General features: G+C 60.1%; 17 protein-coding genes. 6 read left to right on the top strand and 11 right to left on the bottom strand.

What is annotated here, in order from left to right; genetic code table 11:
- Positions 1-868 (bottom strand): LacI family DNA-binding transcriptional regulator (locus OBACDRAFT_RS08285; RefSeq protein ID WP_043584619.1); only part of this gene is annotated, 868 nt, incomplete at its 3' end.
- Between the two features lie 344 nt (positions 869-1,212).
- On the opposite strand from OBACDRAFT_RS08285, the gene OBACDRAFT_RS08280 reads away from it, so the two are divergent.
- Both OBACDRAFT_RS08280 and OBACDRAFT_RS08275 read left to right on the top strand, forming a co-directional pair.
- Positions 1,213-2,799 (top strand): DUF4034 domain-containing protein, encoded by a 1,587-nt coding sequence (locus OBACDRAFT_RS08280; RefSeq protein ID WP_232766869.1) that lies wholly within the window; start codon positions 1,213-1,215, stop codon positions 2,797-2,799.
- A gap of 132 nt (positions 2,800-2,931) precedes the next feature.
- Positions 2,932-3,984 (top strand): glycoside hydrolase family 130 protein, encoded by a 1,053-nt coding sequence (locus OBACDRAFT_RS08275; protein WP_052361499.1) that lies wholly within the window; start codon positions 2,932-2,934, stop codon positions 3,982-3,984.
- On the opposite strand, the gene OBACDRAFT_RS08270 is transcribed toward OBACDRAFT_RS08275, so the two are convergent.
- The 5 genes from OBACDRAFT_RS08270 to OBACDRAFT_RS25135 are packed head-to-tail and all read right to left on the bottom strand — an operon-like array spanning position 3,911 to position 10,343.
- The gene (locus OBACDRAFT_RS08270; protein WP_043584582.1) at positions 3,911-4,729 is read right to left on the bottom strand and encodes a hypothetical protein; all 819 of its coding nucleotides are present in this window, start codon (positions 4,727-4,729) and stop codon (positions 3,911-3,913) included. The two genes, OBACDRAFT_RS08275 and OBACDRAFT_RS08270, sit on opposite strands and share 74 nt — an antisense overlap.
- A gap of 42 nt (positions 4,730-4,771) precedes the next feature.
- Positions 4,772-5,497: a hypothetical protein gene (locus tag OBACDRAFT_RS08265; RefSeq protein WP_043584580.1), complete on the bottom strand. Its 726-nt coding sequence runs from the start codon at positions 5,495-5,497 to the stop codon at positions 4,772-4,774.
- A 43-nt stretch (positions 5,498-5,540) separates the two neighbouring features.
- Positions 5,541-7,682, bottom strand: coding sequence for a right-handed parallel beta-helix repeat-containing protein (locus tag OBACDRAFT_RS08260; protein ID WP_043584578.1), 2,142 nt, complete (start codon positions 7,680-7,682; stop codon positions 5,541-5,543).
- A 59-nt stretch (positions 7,683-7,741) separates the two neighbouring features.
- On the bottom strand, positions 7,742-9,622 hold the full coding sequence (locus tag OBACDRAFT_RS08255) for a glycosyl hydrolase 115 family protein (RefSeq protein ID WP_043584576.1): 1,881 nt from the start codon (positions 9,620-9,622) through the stop codon (positions 7,742-7,744).
- Positions 9,623-9,677: 55 nt separating this feature from the next.
- Positions 9,678-10,343 carry a type II secretion system protein gene (locus OBACDRAFT_RS25135; protein WP_081721903.1) on the bottom strand — a complete coding sequence of 222 codons (666 nt, stop codon included), beginning with the start codon at positions 10,341-10,343 and terminating at the stop codon, positions 9,678-9,680.
- A gap of 98 nt (positions 10,344-10,441) precedes the next feature.
- Here OBACDRAFT_RS25135 and OBACDRAFT_RS08245 point away from each other — a divergent pair, with 98 nt between their 5' ends.
- Complete coding sequence (locus OBACDRAFT_RS08245; RefSeq protein ID WP_081721902.1) at positions 10,442-11,470, top strand: PocR ligand-binding domain-containing protein; 1,029 nt, start codon at positions 10,442-10,444, stop codon at positions 11,468-11,470.
- Positions 11,471-11,517: 47 nt separating this feature from the next.
- On the opposite strand, the gene OBACDRAFT_RS25130 is transcribed toward OBACDRAFT_RS08245, so the two are convergent.
- From OBACDRAFT_RS25130 to OBACDRAFT_RS08230, 3 genes are all read right to left on the bottom strand, one after another.
- Positions 11,518-11,757: a DUF192 domain-containing protein gene (locus tag OBACDRAFT_RS25130; RefSeq protein WP_052361493.1), complete on the bottom strand. Its 240-nt coding sequence runs from the start codon at positions 11,755-11,757 to the stop codon at positions 11,518-11,520.
- Between the two features lie 88 nt (positions 11,758-11,845).
- A complete protein-coding gene (locus tag OBACDRAFT_RS08235; protein WP_043584571.1) occupies positions 11,846-12,673 on the bottom strand; it encodes a BRO-N domain-containing protein in 828 nt (275 codons plus the stop codon).
- Positions 12,648-13,367: a DUF192 domain-containing protein gene (locus OBACDRAFT_RS08230; protein WP_081721901.1), complete on the bottom strand. Its 720-nt coding sequence runs from the start codon at positions 13,365-13,367 to the stop codon at positions 12,648-12,650. Before OBACDRAFT_RS08230 ends, OBACDRAFT_RS08235 begins: the two co-directional genes overlap by 26 nt.
- An 83-nt stretch (positions 13,368-13,450) precedes the next feature.
- Between OBACDRAFT_RS08230 and OBACDRAFT_RS08225 the strand changes: the two genes are divergently transcribed.
- The 3 genes from OBACDRAFT_RS08225 (at position 13,451) to OBACDRAFT_RS08215 (ending at position 16,443) form a co-directional block, all read left to right on the top strand.
- On the top strand, positions 13,451-14,647 hold the full coding sequence (locus tag OBACDRAFT_RS08225) for a M24 family metallopeptidase (RefSeq protein ID WP_232766867.1): 1,197 nt from the start codon (positions 13,451-13,453) through the stop codon (positions 14,645-14,647).
- Between the two features lie 122 nt (positions 14,648-14,769).
- Positions 14,770-15,816, top strand: a complete 1,047-nt coding sequence (locus OBACDRAFT_RS08220; RefSeq protein WP_043584569.1) for a phospholipase C/P1 nuclease family protein — start codon at positions 14,770-14,772, stop codon at positions 15,814-15,816.
- A 54-nt stretch (positions 15,817-15,870) separates the two neighbouring features.
- Positions 15,871-16,443: a pre-peptidase C-terminal domain-containing protein gene (locus tag OBACDRAFT_RS08215; protein WP_043584567.1), complete on the top strand. Its 573-nt coding sequence runs from the start codon at positions 15,871-15,873 to the stop codon at positions 16,441-16,443.
- On the opposite strand, the gene OBACDRAFT_RS27500 is transcribed toward OBACDRAFT_RS08215, so the two are convergent.
- On the bottom strand, positions 16,379-17,101 hold the full coding sequence (locus OBACDRAFT_RS27500; RefSeq protein ID WP_112787767.1) for a PEP-CTERM sorting domain-containing protein: 723 nt from the start codon (positions 17,099-17,101) through the stop codon (positions 16,379-16,381). The two genes, OBACDRAFT_RS08215 and OBACDRAFT_RS27500, sit on opposite strands and share 65 nt — an antisense overlap.
- 138 nt (positions 17,102-17,239) lie before the next feature.
- A complete protein-coding gene (locus OBACDRAFT_RS08210; RefSeq protein ID WP_043584566.1) occupies positions 17,240-20,719 on the bottom strand; it encodes a sugar-binding protein in 3,480 nt (1,159 codons plus the stop codon).
- Between the last annotated feature and the right edge of the window lie 10 nt (positions 20,720-20,729).

Below are 20,729 nucleotides of genomic sequence, written 5' to 3'. Positions count from 1 at the left end.
AGGCGGGCCCGGAGCCCGGCCGGGGGGGGGGGGGGAGGGAGGTGATTTCGTCTGCGATGCCAGGGTGCGGCGAGAGGACGACATCGGGACGGTGACGGCGCAGCCAGGCGTGGAGCGTGGCAATGCGCTTGTTGCCCGGCGCGAGGAGCAGGGGAGGGGGGGCTTTGGAAAAATCGTGGTGTGTGCGTGCGAGATACGCGCCGAGTCGCATTTCGCAGGTGCGTTCGTTGTTGAGCGGATCGAGCACGAGGCCGGGGCGTCGCCATCCGGCGGCTTTGATGTGGGTCAACGCGGTCATCATGTCGGCCGAGTGATGGTCGGTGACGCGATGGACGGGAACCCCGCCGATGGAGTGGTCAAGGGCGACGCCGAAAAACCGCGACCAGTCGAGCGGCAGTGTCCAGCGACTGGTCTTGTCGGCGGGCATGAGCAGGAGTCCGCGCAGGCCGCGCTGATCGAGGATGCGCTGAAGGCGGGCCGCGCCGGGGTCACGGGCGGCATCCCAACGGATGGGATCCACGGTGTAGCCGTGTTCTGTAGCGACAGTATGGATACCACGCAGGCAGAGGCCGAAGTAGCTTGCGCCCTCGGCGGGCAGGCTGGGACCGCCGTAAATGAGGGCGACGGCCGCGTCGGTGCGCATGGCGCGGCCCGTCCGCCGGGCCTGCATGAAGGCGGAGAGTTGCGGGTTGGCACGGTAGCCGAGGCGCGCGGCGATGGCGGCGACGTTTGCCTGGGTGGAGGCCGACACGGTGGGGTGTCCGCGCAGGGCATACGATGCGGAGGCGAGGCTTACTCCGGCGGCGCGCGCGACGTCGCGCAGGGTCGGCGGACGGGATTCGCGGGCATCGGATATGAACGTGTTCATATCCGGGCAGGTTGCCGGTTCGGAGAGGTGGGGCCAGTTCTGTTTTCCGGTTTTTTCTCCCGCCAATTAGAGCATTTTAAGTTGAGATATAGCCGTCGTCTTAACGGTAGGGAGGCCTCTCCGAGGCCTCCCTACCAGGTATCAAATGGCTACAGTTTAAATGAAACTGCTCTATTTTCTCCATCATGCTCTCATCCTCATCATTCAGGATGAAGCAGGGTGGGAACGGGGGGGGGGGGGGGAGGGGATTTTGTCATTGCTGAACGAGTGAGCCATGCGAGTTTCATGCGTCCATGAACTGCCTTCGTCCGGTTATGATGATCTTGCTGTTTTGGGCGTGTCTGGTGAGCGCGGTTTCCGCGCAATCGGTCGGGCAACAGGTGGGCAGGCTGCTTGCTGCTGCCAAATATAACGAGCTTGAGGCGCTTTATGCGAAGGTCGCGGAGGGACCGTTTGCGATTACCGATTCCTGGAGCGACTTGTGTGGATATTTCGAGGGCTTTGGTCCGTATTCAAAAAAAGGAGACGCCGAGTGGAAGGCGCGGGAGGAAATGATTAAAAAATGGGTGGAGTCGCATCCCGATTCGACGCCCGCCCGCTTGATGCAGGCGACTTTTTACATGGATTACGCGTGGAAGGCGCGCGGGACGGGGTTTGCCAGCAGTGTTTCCCCGGAGGGGCGGAAACTTTTCAAGGAGCGCCGCGGCAGGGCGTTGGAGGTGCTGGCGGCGTCGCCAGTGTCGGTCACAACATCGCTTTATGGTGTCTATCTGGCGGCTGGCATTCGGGCTCCGGGAGATTTCGAAGAGGCGCGCCGCTTGCTGGATGAAGTGACAGAACGTGAGCCGGGTTTTTTCCCGGCCTACAATTTGATGGGAAATTATTTGCTGCCGCGCTGGTTTGGGAAACCGGGTGAATTGGAATATTATGCCGCCGGCGTAGCGGAGCGGCTGGGGGGGGCTGAGGGTGACATTCTTTATGCACGGCTTCTTGGCTCGGCGGCAAACCGGGAGGAGGACAAGTTCGTGGTTTTGCACCATCCAGATTACGCCCGGATGGTGCGTGGTTACGAGACATGGCTGGGGCGGACGCCAGCGGCAAAACGGTTTCTGATCCAGTCCCGGTTTTGTTATGCGGCGGGCCTGACCGGAGACTGGAGGCGGGTGCGCCAGCTTCTTGGTGAGATCGGCCCCGTCGTCAATTTTGGCAACTGGAATGGACGGGAAAATTACAACGCATGGATGGCAAAGTCGGGGCTGCGCCAAGAGCTCGCTTCGATCGAGATTATCGAGCGGCAGGGGCGCACGGATGATGCGGAGAAACGGTGCGCGGAATTGACGGGGGACCGGACGATGAATCGCTGGCTGACGTTATTTTACCTGGGGCATGGTCGGGCGCGCAACTATGCGGCGGGTTTTGGCGCGCGTGATATTTCGACGCCGGTGGCGTCAATCCGGTCGCTCGACGAGGTGGCCGAGCAATGCCGGGTCAGCATTGCGTTGCGGGATTTGCCACGCGCCCGTGCCCTTGCCACAAAGTTTGATCGGAGCCGTCCGCATAATTTGATCGGGAAAATCACGCTTTATGAGGCCGCTTTGCACGAGGGGGATTCCGTCGCGGCGGTGCGTGCGCGCGAGGCGATCATTGCATTGAAGACGAATCGCAAGGCTTACCAAATCGCACAAGCAGTGCTTTCTGGAATGCGTGCGGCATCCGATGTGAGGCCGGGCGATTTCGATTGGGACAACGATTTGTATGCCTCGCAGGGTGCCACGGCGTGCGCGTTGCGTTTTTACGAGATTGGCGATTCGGAGGCTGCTGGTGCTTTGCTTGACGCCGCGTTGCGCCGCGAGAGTGGCTATCTGGAAGAAGCGGGACGGTTGCGCGCATTGATATTGCATCCGCCAAGTCCTTTGCCTCCGGCCCTATAGGCAGTCGAGAAAAGGACAGGAGGGGGGGGGGGAGGGGCGACATCGGCGAATATGAACGTGTTCATGTCCGGGTGGGTTGCCGGGTTGTGCGCGGCGGGTCAGTTCTGTTTTCCGGTTTTATTTTCCGACGCCATGCTCACTCGTCATCCCGCCAATCCTGTCCTCAAGCACACCGACTGTCCCTTCAAGGCCACGACGGTGTTTAATGCCGGCGTCGCCAAATATCAGGGACGCTATGTCATGTTGTTTCGCAACGACTACGGCACTTGGGGACAGCCGCCGCCGTTTGAGGGCACCAATCTGGGACTCGCGTGGAGCGATGATGGCATCAAGTGGACGGTCACCAAGGAGCCCGTGTTTGACGAGGAGCGTGCGCGTGTTGCGCTGGCCGGGCTTTACAACGTGAAGCGCTTTGGTCCGCAGGAAATTCGTCGTGTGTATGATCCGCGCATCACGGTGGTGGACGGGCGTCTGATCCTTTGTTTCGCAGTGGACACGGCTCACGGCGTGCTGGGTGGCGTGGCAACGACGGAGGATTTTTCGTCGTTCAAATTTCTCAGTCTTTCGACGCCCGACAATCGCAACATGGTCGTGTTTCCTGAGAAAATCGGCGGCGAATATGTGCGTTTGGAGCGTCCGTTTCCGATCTATGGTCGCGGCAAGCCGGAGGCGTTTGAAATCTGGGCGAGCCGTTCTCCTGATTTGTGTTACTGGGGCGACACGCGCTTGGTCTTGGGGAGCGAGGAGGTGCCGTTTGCCAACAGCAAGATCGGCCCTGCCGCCCCGCCGGTGCGCACACGCGCCGGCTGGCTGACGCCGATCCATAGTGTATTCAAAGATGAGCTACATCCGTTAAAAGGCTGGGAAAAATCGCCGTGGATCAAACGTTACGACGCGGGGTTGATGCTGCTCGATTTGGAGGACCCGACAAAGGTTATCGGTCTGTGTCGCAAGCCGCTTCTGACGCCCGAGGCCGACTACGAACTCGATGGTTTCCGCGGCAGCGTGATTTTCCCGTGCGGCCTCATCCTCGAGGACAACGGCGAGGCGCGTCTTTACTACGGCGCCGCCGACACGGTGGTCGCAATGGCGAGTGCTCACGTGGACGATCTCATCGCCGCTTGCGAACCGTTGCCCGGCGCGGACGGGTGCAGGCGAGGAACGCAAGAGCGGCGGCAGCGATAAGGACCGGAGTCGTGGCGGGTTCGGGAACGGTGCTGACGGTGGTGGCGGAGAAGTTGTTGATATAGAGTGTTTCGGAAGCAGTGCGGAAACCAACCTGTCCCGGCGTGAGAACCGGACTTGTGGTGTCACTGTATGACCGTGAGGCAATCTCATCGCCGCTCAGGCTGGATAGCGTCAGTGTCAATTTCACTGTATTGCTGTCCATGGTGATGGTGGTGAAGGAAATGGTGTAGAAGGAAGCATAACTCAATGTCACCCCATCCAAAGTGACTGTTTCGGTGAGGCGCGCAGTTCCTACTCCGCTGGATGCAGCATTCGAATCGCTGTCGTAGATGCGGAACTGGACGCTGGTGGCGCTCTTGATGTCAATGAGTCCGACATAGCCTTTGCCGTCGGTTCCCACACGTGAGTAGAGACCTATGCTGGGGCCGCTGCCGCTGAATCTTACATCGGCGGTAATGGTGACATCATCGAAAAGGTCCGGCGACTCGCCTGTTTTAAGGATGGCGGACTGACTGCCTGTTCCTTTTTTGCGAAGAATCGGAGCCGTTGCACCGGAGAGGGTGTAACTGTCGAACGTGGCGGCCCCAGATGCCGTCTGGAAAACGAAGTTGTTGGTGAAATTGCTGGTGTTGGTGAAGTCCGTGGAGAAATCCGCAGCGCGGACGACGAGCGGGAAGACGGCCAGCGCGGCCAGGGTGGCGAGCGTGGCAATAATGGTGAGATGCCGTGTTTTTGTATTCATTTTTTGGATGTTTTTGTGGAGTGGTTTGGTTGTGGAGCGTGGTTATTTAACGCGAGAAAGGGTAAAATCGTCCCAAACGATGGTCTGGCCTGCGATGCGAACGCCAGTGCGTCCGGACGCGAGGCGGGGGTTGGTCGTGTCGGTGGCGAGGGTGTTCGTGAGTGGCGTGCCGTCGTCCGCGGACAGTTGAAGTGAGAGGCTTGCTTCGCCTGCCGGGGTGGTGATGACGCGAAAGGCGCCCCGGTAAAAAACTTTGGTGGAGAGGGCTGTGGTGATTTTGATGTGTTCGTCCTTGAGCAGCGTGCCGGCGGACTGTTTGCCGGGGTTGGAGTCGCTGTCGAAGATGCGGAGGCGGACGTTTTGCGGGTCGTCGAAGGAAATGATGCCGAGGTAGCCGGTGGTGGTGTGCGTATCCACCCGCGCCCAAAAGCCGAAACTTGGTCCTTTCAGGAGCGTGGCAAAACGGAAGCGGGCGGTGATGCTGGCGTTTTCAATGGAGACTGTTTTCGCAGGGCGGCTGAGGAGGGAGGATTGCAGGCCGGGGCCAGTTTTGCGGATCCCGTGACCATCGGAGTGCTGATCGTGTTTCATCTCGGAAACACCTTGGGCGGGGGTTGTGGTTTCGAAGTTGTCGGTGAAGTCGGCGGGCGCAGCAAAGGTCGTCGAATGGATGAGGTCATTGTCAGCGCTGGCAGCAATGGCAGCCGCAGTGCCGGTAAGCGCACCGAGGATGAGCAGCAGCGTGGCAGAGCAGAGGTGGTGTTTCATGGTGGTTGAATTTGAGATCGGGGGGGGGGAGGACGCGGGTGGTTTAGTTTGCGGGTGTAGTCAGGGGGGGCTTGGGCCAGAGGATGAGGTTTTGGAGGCCGTGGCGTTCGTTGTCTTTCCGAATGAGTTGTTTTTCTTTGTTCCGTCCGTAGCTGGCAAAGGTGGTGACGCGTGTGAGTTCGTCCTGGCTGAAGAAAAAGGGGCCGGCGGGCGCGGTGCCGTTTGCGGGGCGGAGGCGTCCGAAGTAGTCGCGTTCGGCGTCCTTGGTCACAGGAGCCTTGAGTTGGCCGAGGTTGGCGTGGGGGATGATTTCAAGCTGGCGGAGCGCGGGGCGGTAGAGGGCTTTGGCGAAGCCGCCGCCGGAAAGGCTGTGGCGGTCGTTGCCGGTGATGGTTTGCCATTGGCCGAGGGTAAGGGCGCGGGCGGGTTGGGCGCGCCAGTGTTCGTAGGGCAAGGTGGCATCCGGTCCTCCGGAGGCGTTCAGGGCGTCGGTGATCTGGTGGGCAACTTGCGGGCGCGTGACGGAGGGCTTGGAGTTGCTTTCGTGAAGGGAGAATGTCGGGGCGTCGGCGCTGCGCGCCCAGGTTTTGTTGGCGAAGAGGTTGTAGTCGGAGGTGTTGTTTTTGTTGATCTCGCCGAGGCCGGGATAGCCGATGTTGCCAGCTCCGTTGCCGTAAAAAATGTTGGCGGTTGCGTGGTTGTCGCTGGTGCCGCCTCGGGGACTCACGGACCACATCCAGAGTCCGTAGTCTTTGTTCTGATACAAGAGGTTGCTGGCGATGATGACGTTGCTGGCGTCGTGGCAGTAGATGCCGGAGCCTTCGTCGGTGAAGAGGACGATGTTGTTGTCGATGAGAAGCGGAGCAGTGGGGGCAGTTCCGAATTCAATAAAAATGCCGCCAAACTGGTTTCCAACGACGAGGTTTCGGGAGATGCGGGAGCCTTGCCATTGGTTGTCGAACCAGATGCCGAAGGCGTGGTTGTCGTGAACGTAGTTGTCTTCGATGCGAATGCGGCGGGCGTGGAGGAGTTTGATGCCGGCGTATTCTTCCCAGCGGGCGTTGAGTCCGTTGATAAAACCGAGACGGTTGTTGGAGTGGATTTCGTTGCGGCGGATCGTGACGTCGCGGACTTCGTAGCCGTAGATGCCGGTGAGTCCGTTGTCGTGAATGGTGCAGTCTTCGATGAGGTGACTTCGGGAATCAGGAGCATCGCCAAAGAGGCGGGTGCCGTCGAACCATTCGCCGCCGATATCGAGTCCGACGGAGGCGGCGTGGCGGATGGTGCAGCGGCGGATGATCCAGTCATGACCGTTGCGAACGCTGACCGCGCCTACGCTGGGCCAGGGGGACTGGTTGGCGGCGTGTTCGAAGATGAGGTCTTCAAGGATGATGTGACCGAGTCTGCGTTTGGCCGGGGCGAAGATGCTTTCGCGGGTGGTGATTTCCCATGCGAGTTCGTCAGGGCGGGTGGCGGAGGTGGGTAGGTGGACGAGGATGTGCGCGCCGTCTGCATCAACGGTGAAGCTGCCGGGCAGGCGGGCCAGTTCGTCGGGATCGCGAGTTTGGGCGAGGGGCTGGCCGTTGGCGTAGAGCTGGCCGATGACGAGGGGCCAGTGGCCGGGGAGGGTTGTGGGGCGGGCGAGGACGGTGAGCGGAGGGCCGACGAGTTTGTCGGCTTTGGCGAGTTTGTCCTGTCCGTTGGAGGGGATGTTTTCTTCGTGAAAGGGGCTGGGCGTGACGGCGAGGCGCGGGTCACGATGGGGACGCCAATCGGCGAACAGGGCGAGGTCGAGGGGGGCGCGGTAAAGCTGTGTTCGCAGGTTTTCGGAAACCGGAAGGAGCGGGGTAAGCGGTGACCAGTCGGGATGCCATTCGTCGGAGCCTTTGATGGTGACGGTGCCGGGTTTGCGGGCGCGATAGGTGATGGGTTGTCCGGTCTCGCCACCGCGCGTGGGAATGACGCGTTCGCGGTAGATGCCGGGGGCGATTTCAATGGTGTCGCCGGGTTGAGCGAGTTGCGCGGCGGCGTTGATCGTGAGGAGTGGTTTTTCGGTTGTGGTGCCGGGGTTGGTGTCGGTGGCGGCGGGGTGGCGGTTGTCCACGATGTATGTCGTGGCGGCTTGGATACAGGTGGCCGCAACAAGAAAGAAAAGGGTGGTGGGCGTGTGGCGAAAGGAGGGCATGAGTGTCGGGTGTGAAGAGAGTGTGTGTATGTGCGGGGGGGACGGTGCGGCGTTCGTTGCTAGTGGAGTGCGTGGATGCGGGTCAAAAGGCGGGCGATGCCCATTTTGGTGTCGCCGCGATACCAGTGTTTCCAGCGTCCGGTCTCGGCTCCGGGATAAGCGTCAAGGATCGATTGGAGGGCCGTGGCAGCTTCGGGATACCGGGGGGCGGATTCCAAAAGTGCGTCAACCGCCGCGTAAAGGCCGCGCAAAATGGTCGCGTGGACAACGAGATTGGCTGTCACGAAATTCGCCTCGTCGGGCGGCAGAGACGCAATGATGTCGGGGGCTTCTTGCAATATGCCTTCCAGCGCGACACAGGCGGTGCGCAATACGGACTGCGTTCGCTGCCGCTCTTTCTCGAAAGGCTCAAAAATAGCAAAGAGCTTAAAAATATCGTCCGGCGGACGTCCGGTTTCCGAGGCTGATAGCAACCGTTCGATCAGAAGGCGAGCACTGCCGTCATAAAGACTCCAGTCCTCGCGCACGGGGATGGCGTCAAGCAATCGTCGATACAGCGGTGTGGTGCCGTTGGGACACCATTCGGACAGAAAATAATCTGTGGAGACAGGCGAGGGGTTCCACACTTGTCGCATCCAGACAGCGATGCCCATCAGATGCTCGCGCACATTTGAGACGTTCAAAATCGCATAGGCCGTGTCGCCTTTGGCCCGGACTTCATTCACGGTCCGACTGATTTTCCCCGGTGTCGGTCCTTGCGCCAGGTGCGGCCCAGCGCACCAGACGGCCACATGATAATAAAATCCGCGCCGGCGTTCGGGTGTGCGGGGGACTTTTTGGAAATCCTCCTGCATTTCCTGGGTGAGAGGGTGATCCGTGAACACGTAAATCACTTCCGCGGGCACATCCAGTTTTCCGTCTTTCATGAGTTCGGCCCCCTCAAGCCACAATGTCAGTGTGGCCGGAGGAGCGGGTCGCGGGTCCACGGTGCGAATGATGTTCATCTGGTCGGCAAGCGCCGAGGAGATGAATTCTCCGGCGCGTTCCCGCGCGTGGGGATCATGATGCCACAGGGGACGGTCGCCACGTCCGCGCAGACCTGTTTGCCAGATGATGCGGTCCCCGGCCAACGCGTTCCAGCGTTCGGCGTAAGCTTTCCAGCATTCGTGCATGGACTGCGGATCTTCGCGGTAGGAAAAGGTGGGGGATTTTCCACGTCGTCCCCACCACGTTTCGTATCCAAAATGGCTGACACCGAGCGGCTCCACATGGTGTTGCGAAACGAAAAGTCCGCGCCGGGCGGCCGCGCGAATGATCGCGGCTTCGGGTTCGTTAAAGACGTCTATGAAGGAGCCGGGGATGATGAGATTGCCGCCCAAACGCAGGAGTGTCTCGAAGACTTTTTCCATGACTTCGGGGGCAACCACGGGTGTGTAACAATCCAAGAGGCGTCGTTCGTTGTGCTCTTCGACGAGGGGGAGTTTTAATGTTTGCTCACGTTTGGGCCAGTCGGTGAAGCGGGAGTTTCCGCTTTCTTTCCAGCGACAGAGGAGGTCTTCGTCGTTGATGAACCAGCCGCGGTAGCGGAAGGCGGGCGCAAGGGATTCGATGCGTTGCGGGGCGGGTGCGAAGCTGGCGAGCGGGGGGGGCGTGATTGCTTTCCAAAACCAGAGGGGATCAATGCCGAGGATGCGGTGGGAAAATTCGTAGATGCCGTAGATCGTACCAAGGTCGTCGCTGGCGGTGATGGAGATGCGGTTGTCGGTGGTGACTTCGAGAATGAAGGTTTCCGGCGCAAGGGTATCGGTGCGCTCAATGTTCATTGTCCAACGTTCAAGGTCCGGGGTGTTTGGCAGCACGGTGGTGAGATCTCGATGGAGGTCGTCGAGCGCGGCGGTGATGGCCGGACTGCTGAGCGTGGTCTTGATCGGAATGGACATGCGGGTTCGGGGGGGGGCGATGTGATGTAGGTTGTGGTGTGTTGGGAAGGTCGGGTTAAAGAGGGTTCCACGTTTGTTTTACGGCGGTGGCGTCGAGAGCCTCGAATTGGGCTTTGGTCATGCGGGCAAGACTGCCGTCAACATGGATGATGTTCACCGCACCTCCGGGACCGCCGTGTCGCTCGAAGTTCATTTTGAGGTCGGTGCCCACATAATACTGGTTGGCGGTGCCGTCGTCGCAGGAATCGGAAAAAAGCAGCAGTCGCTTGGGGTAAGAAAGCGAATGTCGGATGGTTTTGGGGTCCGTATTCAGGCCGGGGATGTATCGGTTGTATCCATACGAAATGCTGTGGTCTCTGGCTTGCAGGACCCCGCTCACCGTTACCGGATCAATTTTCGAGGTGGCGGCGGGACATTGCAGGATGTTGATGTTCTGGAGGTAGCCGGTCTGGAGGATTTTGGCCCAGGATTTTCCTGATTTGTCGAGGACGGAGGGGAGCCGGCCTTTGTTGTCGTTCGCAAACATTTCGGCTGCGAGATGGAGTTGGCGAAGATTGGAGGTGCAAACGGTTTGTTTGGCAGTGGCTCGGACTTTTCCAACGGTGGGGATGAGAATGCCGGCAAGAATGCCGATGATGGCAATGACGGTCAGGAGTTCGATCAAGGTGAAGCCCGGCGGGAGGGCTGGAGGCTGGTGATTGGAAGGATGTCTTGGTGTCATGGGGAGGCGGGGACTGGATGCGTTAGTGTGCCAAGTTATTGGTTGCGGGTAAATGGCTGTTTCTGCTCAATAATCGGCATTATCTGCCTTCGTTTAAAATGAGTCATCCAACATCCGTCTCGTTGCTTGAACGCTTCTGTGCCCATTGGGAGAGGGTCACGGGGCTGCGCGTGTGCATTTACGATTTCGGCTACTTTTCGATGGAGAGCGACCGGCTGGGGATGCCTTACGAGCGGCGCACGCATTGTTCGGGGTATTGCGCGCTGGTAAAAACAGATCCGGGGGCGGAGGCGCGGTGCATCAAGACGGAGACGTGGCGGGCGGAGCAGGCGGGCAGGGCGACGCGGGCGTTCGTGCATCGGTGTCATGCGGGCGTATCGGATTTGGTGGTACCGATTCGGGTTGGCACGCGGGTGCTGGGAGCGGTGTTTATCGGGCAGGCGGGGCCGGCGTCGGCGGAGACCGGAGAGGCGTGTGCGCGGAGGACGGCGGCGGCGTGGGGGCTGCCGGAAGGGCGACTGCGGGAGGAAATGGCAAAGCTGCCGGCTTTGCCGACGACAAGGAGGCGGGGGGGGGGAGGGGGGACACGAGTGATACGGGGGTTGGCGGAGTTTGAGGATTCGGCACGGTTGATCGCGGATTACATCCGGCAGACGCTGGGCATGGCGGTGACGGAGAGTCTGGCGGATGCGCAGGTGGCACGCGACGCGCAGGGGCGGATCGTGATGGAAAAGGTGCCGAATTATTTCCTGGATCGGTTGTCGGTGGGACCGGGCGTGGTGAAGGAGTCCTTGGCGTATTTGAGAAATAATTACTGGCGCGACATCGCGCTGCCGAAGGTGGCCGCGCAGGTGCGGGTGTCGGAATCTCATTTTTCCAGGACGTTTCGCCGTGCCACCGGGATGACGTTCCGGCGGTGCCTAGTGGAGGCGCGGTTGAGCGCGGGGGCGTGGCTGGCAAAGAAGACGGATCTAAAGGTCAAGGAGATCGCCGATTTATTGAATTACCGCGACACGTCGTCGTTGTTGCGGGCACTGCGTATCCACGCCGGCGTTACGCCGCGCGGGTTGAGGAACCGGCAGCCCATGCCGTGGTATATGAACAAGATCAGCCTGATGCCGGGGTAAATCCGCGCGCTTTCAATGCGGCGGCGAGAGCGGCCAGGTCGAGCTTGTCACCGGGGCGCACACCGCGCGCGGCTTTTGGAGAAAACCGGGGTTTCGTCGTAGGGATGAAGTGGATACACTTCGCGAAGGATGCCGTCCTTGTCGAAAAAACCGATGTCGAGGGGCGTGGGCGTGTCGCGCATCCAGAAACTCATTCGCTGCGGCAGGGTGTAGATGAAAATCGTGCCGTCGTCGTTGCCCAGATCGGTGCGGCCCATGAGGCCGTGGCGTTGTTCCGCCTCGGTCACGGCAAGCTGGATGCGCGCGGTGGCCCCACCTACCTTGATGGTGAAAAACTCCCCGGCACCTTTGACGGCAGACGCGGGGGGGGGGGGATCAGGTCAGGGCGGAGGGGGCAGATGGATTTTGGAGATAATTTTTGCGGGAGACGATGCGTTTGCCTGTTTTGGTTTCGAGGGCATTGAGGGCGTCCCCGGCGATTTTACCGCCTTCCTTCGCAACCGCCTTGTTTTGTTCAAATCCGATCGGGTTTTGGGTGCGCACAATCTCAGTGGTGGAAGCTTCGCCGAGCATGGAAAAAATAAGCTCAAGGTCGGTCATGTGATCGCGCAGGTTTTCACGTTTCAGGCCTTTGAGTTGCTTGTATTGCGAGGGGGTGAGGCCGAAGGTAGCCTTGGATATTTCAGCGGTCAGGATGGCGTAATCGCGGCTTTCCTGGACGTCCCTGTTTTTCCATTCGCTGGTTAGCTCTTCGCGGATGGCGATGCTGCGCAGGCGTTTTTCGATCCAGTCATCGGGATAACCCTTGGATTTATAAACTTCGCGGGTGCGCTGGACGGCGAGTTCGGGATTTTCGATTTCGTCCAGGCGGTCGGAGCCGACTTGAGCAAGCCAGAGTTTGAACGGTTCGGCCTTGGGCGAGGGCACCGATTGAATGAGCCGGAGGAGTTGCTTGGCATCAGCAACGTCAGTAAGATAACTTTTTCCATCAGAGGATGTTAATTTCAGTTGTCCGATAAAATCGGACAACTGGGAACCTTCTTTTTTCAGCTTTGTTTTCAGGTCGTTCCAATATTTTCGAGGGCGGTCGGTTCCGGTCAGAACTTCAATGACGTCGGTAACGGAGAAATACCATTTTTCTTCGGTTTCATTCCAGACAGAGCGGACTTTTTTGTCCTCAAAAAGTTTGATGTGACTTTTCATGATTGTGCGGATGTGAGGCGACCAACTGGGTTCCTTCAAACCATGATTTTTCCGTGATGCCGAGCGCAGACGTTGACGACCGTATCGCCGTTTGTGAACCCCTGCCGGGTTGAGGAACCGGCAGCCCATGCCGTGGTATATGAACAAGATCAGCCTGATGCCGGGTAAATCCGCGCGCTTTCAATGCGGCGGCGAGGGCGGTCAGATCGAGCTTGTCACCGGGGCGCACGCCGCGCGCGGCATACCAGCCTTGCTTCATCTCCAGCGCGTAGAGCAGGGCGCGGCTTTTGGAAAAAACCGGGGTTTCGTCGTAGGGATGAAGTGGATACACTTCGCGAAGGATGCCGTCCTTGTCGAAAAAACCGATGTCGAGGGGCGTGGGCGTGTCGCGCATCCAGAAACTCATTCGCTGCGGCAGGGTGTAGATGAAAATCATGCCGTCGTCGTTGCCCAGATCGGTGCGGCCCATGAGGCCGTGGCGTTGCTCTGCCTCGGTCACGGCAAGCTGGATGCGCGCAGTGGCCGCACCCACCTTGATGGTGAAAAACTCCCCAGCGCCTTTGACGGCAGACGCTGGCAGGGGGGGGGGGGGGGCTTCGTCATTGCAACCGGCCAGACCGGTGCCCAGCAGCAGGACGGTTGATGCCAGAAATGGCAGCCAGCGGGAGGTTTTTCGAGCGAGGGTGGTTTTCATTTCATGTCTTCGGGTTTCAAAACCGGATTTGCGTTTCGTGTGTGGGTCTGGGTAATGAGCGCTCCTACAAACACAACGTCAACGTGGCACATTTTTCCCGCTCCTCCCGTTCCTCCCAGACTGAATTCGCTCCCCAGCCGCCTCCGCCGGTTTTGCTTTATGCGGATACCGAACGAAGCGCCGACATGCTTTACTTCGGAGGATTTCATGCTCCCGATCCGTTCATCGCGGTGCGAGTGGGAGGGCGCAAAATCGCCGTTCTCAACGCGCTCGAATTCGGGCGCGCCAAACGAGCGTCGGGCTTTGACGTGGTGCTGGCTCTGGAACCGTTGCTCAACCGGGCCAGACGCGTGTTCGCGCTGCCCAAGGACAAGCGGCCCGGGCCGGCGGATGTCATCGCGTTGCTGGCCGCGCGTTACGAGGTGAGGGAGTTCGGGGTGGCGGATGATTTTCCGGCAGGGCTGGCCGACCGGTTGCGCGAACGTGGCGTCGGTGTGCGTCCGGCGGATGTGCTTTTCCCGGAGCGGGAGATCAAGACGGCTGCCGAGGCGGAGGCGATCCGAGAGGGCAACCGGGCCAGCGCCATCGGCATCGCGGCGGCGGAGCGAGTGTTGCGCGCCGCCAAAGTGCGCGGCGGCGTGCTGCGCTATGATGGCGCGGTGCTCACGTCGGAGCGGCTGCGCACCGCGATTGAGGTGGCGTGTCTGGAGGCCGGGGCGCTTTCCATCGGAACCATCGCGGCTGGCGGCGACCAGGCGTGCGACCCGCATGAGCGCGGGCACGGTCCGTTGCGCGCGGGTGAGTTGATCGTGGTCGATGTGTTCCCGCGTGTGATGACGTCCGGTTATCATGGAGATATGACGCGCACGTTTCTGAAAGGGCGCGCGAGCGAGGCGCAACGGGCGCTGGTTGCGGCGGTGCGCGAGGCGCAGGCGGCCGCGCTGGGTGCGATCCGGGCCGGGGTCAACGGCAAGGATGTGCATGGTGAGTGTATCCATGTTTTTAATACGCGTGGGTTCAAAACGAAGCGCTCGGCGAAGGGATCGGTGGGCTTTTTCCACGGCACGGGGCACGGCTTGGGGCTGGCGGTGCACGAGGCTCCACGCGTGTCCACGGTTGATTACACGCTCAAGGCGGGTTCGGTGGTCACGGTGGAGCCGGGGCTTTATTATCCGGGCGCGGGTCTTGGTGGTTGTCGGATCGAAGACGTGGTGCAGGTCACGGAAGGCGCGCCGCCGCTGATGTTGTCGGACTACCACTACGAGTGGGAATTGAAATGAGGTTAACCACTAATTCACACTAATGGACACTAATGAAGTAGAAGTGAATCCGCTTTCCCGATACAATTTCAAGGTAGGATTATTAGTGTCCATTAGTGTGAATTAGTGGTTGAAAAAATGTGATGAAAAACAGGTTCATTTTTCTGATATGTTGGTGCCTTGCAGGTTCGCTGTCGTCGCTGCGGGCGTGGGATTACGAGGGGCACCGGATCGTCAACCAGCTTGCGCTGGCGGCATTGCCTCCGGAGTTTCCGGCGTTTGTGCGCGAAGCGGCCAATGCGGAACGAATCGCGTTTTTGTCGGGTGAGCCGGATCGCTGGCGCAATGTCGAGGACGGTCCGCTACGTCATGCGCAGACACCGGATCATTTTTTCGACATCGAATACCTGGTCGAGGGTGGTCTGCCGCTGGCGAAGTTGAGCGAGTTTCGGCAGGTCTTTGCCGTGCAACTGGCGGAAGCCCGGGCCGCGCGCCCGTCGGCGTATCCGAAATCTGGATCGAAGGACAAGGATCGCACGCGTGACCTCGTGGGTTTCCTGCCGTGGGCGATCACGGAAAACTACGGGCGCGTCAAATCCGCCTTCACCTATCTGAAGGCCTACGAGGCGCTGGGCACGCCGGAGGAGGTCGCCAATGCGCGCGCCAACGTCGTTTACCAGATGGGTTTGCTCGGCCATTACGTGGGCGATGGCGCGCAGCCGTTGCACACCACAAAACACTTCAACGGCTGGGCGGGCGAGGCGGGAAGCGCGGCCAATCCGCGCGGTTTCACCACGCGGCGCACACTGCATTCGTGGATTGATGGCGGTTACATCGCCGCCGCGCGGATCACGGTGGCGGATTTGCTGCCGCGTGCATTTAAGGCTGATCCGTTGACGTTGTCCGGGGAGGGGAGGGGGGGGAATGACGCCCGGCGCGATCCGGTGTTTGAGGCGGCGCTGGCGTATTTGGTTCGTCAGCACGAACAAGTGATTCCGCTCTACGAATTGGAGAAAGCTGGCGAGTTGAACGCGCCGCCCGCGACGCGCAAGGGCCGGGCGTTTATCGAACAGCGTTTGCAGGAAGGTGGGCGGATGCTCGCCTGCCTGTGGATCACGGCATGGCGCGAGGCAGGGCAGGATTTTTATCTGACCAACCAACTCAAAAAACGCCGCACCGTGGAGGAGTAACGACAGAAGCGGGCGGGACGTCTGCGCCATTTCCAAAAACTCTATTGTCGTGTTTTGAAGGAGTGGTCACATTGCGCAGACATATCCCAATATAACAGTTACAACATTCTGGCGGCGGGTGAGCAGAATGTGGCCTCTGGCGGCGTGGCGGATGTGGCCAACACGGGCTGGGATTTTGGCAGCGTGACCGCCAGCGAGAACGTCACGTATCAGTTCAGTCTGGCTGCGGCTTCCGATTTTAACCTGTGCCTCACATGGAACGCGATCTACGAACCGACTGCGGGCGACTATAACAACATGCAACTCACGCTGGCGGACTTGGGTGTTTCGTTGTTCGACGCAACGAGCGGCACTTTGATTGCGTTCAGCGATTACGCCACGGGCAATCTGGAATACTTGTCGATTGTCGGACTGTCGGCGGGCGACTACTATTTTTTGGTGACGTCCAAAGATCTCGCTGCCGACTACGCCGTGGCGTGGCGGAGTGCCGTCGTCTCCGGCGTGATCCCGGAGCCAGCAATGTGTGTATTTATTCTCGGGATATTTGGATTATTGGCTGTTTTTATTGGCCGTCGTTCGCTCCGCGACGGTTTCGCCGGGAGGCAACAAACACAAGGAGCCCGATGATGCCGGCCAGTAAAGTGACTGTCGAGGGTTCGGGAATGTTGGGTGAGGAAACAATCGTTCCGTTCAGCGTGATGTCATCGAAGTAAAAGTTACTGCTTGTCGCTGCCGCCTGAACATAGATGCGGAACGTAATTGAATCACCAGCTTGGATGGTGATCCCTGTCAACGATACGGAATAAGTTGCATAACTGCCAGTCAGTGTCGTGCTTCCAGAATAGGAATGTGCGCTCTCCAATAACTTGTCCGATGTCCATCCTCCCGTAGAGGATAAAATGTAAAAGCCCCGATTCACTCCTCCATTTGCCCTGATGCTGAAGCTGTCTAATGCAAGATTGTAGCCGTCTTTGGCACTGACGGTGAAGGTGACGTAATTTTCCGATTGCAAGGCGGCATTTACATCCCAGGTCGCACTTGTGGCGGAGGTTGTCACGTTGAGTTGGTTGCCAACATTTGCGAATTTACTAAGGTTGTGTGCAGTGATGCTGGTGAGATCAATCGCGACAGGGTTGGCATTAGTTGATGCATCGGTGAATACTCCTCCTGTGCTTCCTATGTTGTATTGAACAAGCGTCTCGGCATTGGCTGCCGAAATGATGGTGCCGAGCAGCGCAACGGACAGGCCGCGATGGAGCAGTTTCTTCATGTGGTATGTATTCATGGTGATGACCTTGGTATTGTTGTGTTAGATGGCTGACGGCATTCCGGGAACGATCCGGTATCGAATGCCGTGCCTAAAATTCGATACCGAAAGGAAAATGGAGAAGATTAAGAGCGTGAGAAACGAGTGGGTGAGGATTTACTCTGTATCATTGACGAGGGTGAGAATGCCGAAACGGAGAGGCTCCCATCGCGGATACAGTCCGTCGCCCCATGTCATTACTGCGGCGCGCTTGTCGCCGTCGTTGTCGTTGAGTTGGAGCGAGAGTCCGAATTTTACGCCGGGTTCGGGAACGATGCCGCCGAGTTCTGTCCAGGGCATGAAGAGTTCATAATCGGTGACGCGGGCGGAGTCGTCGCGGCGGATGGCGAGTTTGTAAACGGAGGAGTCGCGGGCGAGGTGGCCGGAGGTGAGTCCTCCGGCGTATTTTTTATCACGATACAGCGTGTGCATTCCTCCGCCGGTACCGGGACGGGCGTCGCTCACGGTGTAGGCAAAGGCGCGGTGGTCTTCGCCGAATGCGCGGTTGAGCGGATGCAGGGCGAGTTGAAGGCTATCGCCTTCGGTTAGGCGGGCGTCGTCGGCGATGGTATGGTGCTGGTCGTCGCGCACGCGGAGGGCGAGGTAGAGGCCGGAGGTGTCCCATTGCAGCCAGGCGGCTGCACTGAGGTTTTCGGGTGACCAGCGCCAGGCTGTGTCGGTTATGGTGAGTTGGTTGTCGGCGAGGAGAGGGAGGGGATGGAGTCGGGCGAGGGGCCAGTCGTCGAAGTGGCCGTCCACTTGGGGGGAGCGGGCGGCACGGCTGGCGAGGGCAGCCCAAGGTGTGCCTTCGTGGAGTGTGACGCTGATGTTGTCAAAGGAGGCATTGCCGGGACCGTTGGCAACGGGCGTGACGGTGATGGTTTCCACGTCGGGCGGCATGTCGAGGCGGACGTGTTTGAAGCACCATGGCGAGGTGCGCGGAGCGCGGAATATGCGGTTGATGTGAAGGGTGCGCGTGCTGCCGTCCTTGAGACACAGCGAGACGTTGCTACCGGCGGCAATGTCCTCTGTGCGCACCCAGAGGGAATACAGGTAGGATTGCCCAGGAAGCACCGGAAGTTGCTGGCTGGCGTGTCCCCATTTTTTGGATACTCCGCTGATGGAGAGCAGATGGTTGCCTAGGCCGGGGATGAGGGAGGAGGGGGGCGCGGTTTCGCGCCGGGTTTGTGGATCGGTGCTCCAGTGGGCGGCGCGTTCGGAGCGATTGCCGGGGTTTTCGAAGCCAGGATTTTGGAGGAGATTGCCGAGCATGGACGGGTCGATGACATCGAGCGTGACTTGCTGGTGGGCGGTGATCTTCGTGGTGGAAAACGTGGCCGTGGCTTCAAGAGAGATACGTCCTGTCGGGGCTGTTGGCGGGATGACAAGGGGGAGGGTGAGGCGGCGGGTTTCTCCGACGGGAATCGTTACCGGAATAGGGGCGGGCTGGGGCCATCCATAGGGGACGCGTAGGGCGAGCGTGACGGAGAGGGGGTACTCAAACGAGTTTGTGATTTCAACGGGCGCGTGCAGGTTGGCACCACGCGGTCGGACGAAGCGTGCTTGACCGCGTCCATCGCCCACGCGCAGGCCGGCGTGACTGCGCCAAGCGTCGAGCGAACCGGCTTCGACAAAGACAGGAAGGGTATCGAGTTTCAGAGTGAGCTGGCCGGAGGGGGTCAGGGGGAGGCGGGTTTCGTTGCCTTGGTAGTCGGTGATGAGAGCAGTGGGGGGAGGGGGTGTTACGGAGGCGTTTGCAGGGCCAAGGTCGAGGGTGATGGTTTCGCCGTTTGTATTTTGCGTGGAGAGGATGGCGATGGGTTTTCCGGCGTTTTCAAAGAGGTAAGCGATGCCGAGTTCGCCCAGAGGGATGCGGCCTAGGGGGCGAGCGGTGCCGAGTTTGGCAGATTGCACGGCGAGGGTGACGGCAACGGGGCGGGGTTTGTCGGCGTCGATGAGGTAGTTCCACCCGCCAGCGGCGAGGCTGCGAAAACCGCCGAAATAGAGGATGCGTTGCGCGCCTGCCACGAGTTCGCCGGGCCAGCGGCGAAGCACCCATTCGGACTGGCTGCGGTCGCGAATGGCTTCGCTCCAAGGCATGTCGAGGGGCACCCAGACGGGATGGGCGGATTCGTTGTCCCAGAGGATGACCCGGCCTTGGGGCGCTATGGTCTCTCCGGCAGCGAGGAGGTCGTCGCGTGCGTCGAGCACACTGTTTTCGTCGCCGTAGTGGACGGGGAGAATGTCGATTTGGCGGGCGATGCCAGCGCGGAGAACGTCTTGGCGGAAGTTGCGCGGCCAGAGTCCGCCGGCGAGTTGAGTTTGGAGGCGGGGGGCGATTTCACGCACGGTTTCGGTGCCGATGCGACAAAAAGCGAGATAGTCGCCAACGGGGTCGGGGGTTTGGACGCCGGGGGTGATTTCGTTGAGCCATTCGATGGAGTGGAGTTTGTTTTTCCAGCGTGTAGTCAAGTGCCGGATACTTTCGCGCCATGCTTCGTGATCGAAAGGGAAGGGTTGGAATCCTGCGCCGTGGGTTCCATCGGGCATGATCCAGAGAGGTGGGTTGACCACGATGATGGAGGCTTGGATGCCGTGGCGGTGGTTGGTGTCGAGGATGCGATCCCAAGTCGCGGTTTCCCATTGGCCGGGCGCGGGCTGGGCTTTGGCCCAGTGGAAGTTGTGGTGTCGGGTGTGGGTGAGGCCGAGTTGGCGGGCGATGATGTTTTGGGCTTCGGTCTGGATTTCGGTTCCGCCGAAGGGCGTGAGGGCGTCGCGGGTGAGGGCGCGGACGTCAGGGATGCGAGCGAAGACGAGTTCGCGTTCGCCCCATTCGGCGATGTTGGTTTCGAGGGCGAAGATGCCGCGGCGTTCGGGAGGGATAGGGAGTGTGAGTGTGGTGTGTTGGCCGGACGCGGCGGTGGTGACGGTGAGGGCGCCGGTGAGGGTGTCGCCGCGGGCGTCGTGGAGTCGGTAGTGGAGGAGGCGGCGTTGGCCGGGGGTGACGTTTTTGCGGAAGGTGACGCGGAGGCGCACGGGTTCGTCGTAGGTGAAGAGGTTGGCGGGGCGGTCGGTGTCGATGGTGTAAAATGGATGCTGTGGTTCGAGTCGAATGGAGTCGCGAAGGGGTTCGTCGCTGCGTGCGTCGTAGGACCAGTTGAGTGGCCAGCGGCGTCCGTTGGTCGTGAAGTGGGCGGCGAAGTTGAGGTCGTTGCGGGGGAAGATTTTCGTCACGCAAAAGCGGAAGGTGTGCGTGCCGATGCCGGGGGAAACGGGAATGGATTGCGCAACCATTCCGGGATAAGAGCGGTGCAAGGGAGTGGCACCGGGTGCGTTTCGGGGACCAAGCGGGACAAGGACGAGGCGGGTGTCGCCGGCGGCGGCGTCGCGGGGGGAGAGGTGGTAACGGAGTGTGATCGCGATTGTATTATTTTCCGAATACGGTCCGGGCGGGATCGGGTCCATAGTGATCCGGCTTTCTTTGTAAGTGGGCTCGGTGTGCGAGATTGTAGCGGCGACGACAGGCGTGGGAGCCAGCGCGGCAAGCAGCGGGAGCAGTAGAACGGCAAGCGGAAGGTGAAGAGTGCGCAAAGGCATGGGAGCGTAG

This window comes from Geminisphaera colitermitum TAV2, from assembly GCF_000171235.2.
GTDB classification, from domain to species: domain Bacteria; phylum Verrucomicrobiota; class Verrucomicrobiia; order Opitutales; family Opitutaceae; genus Geminisphaera; species Geminisphaera colitermitum.
This window is presented reverse-complemented; position numbering and strand designations above follow the sequence as displayed.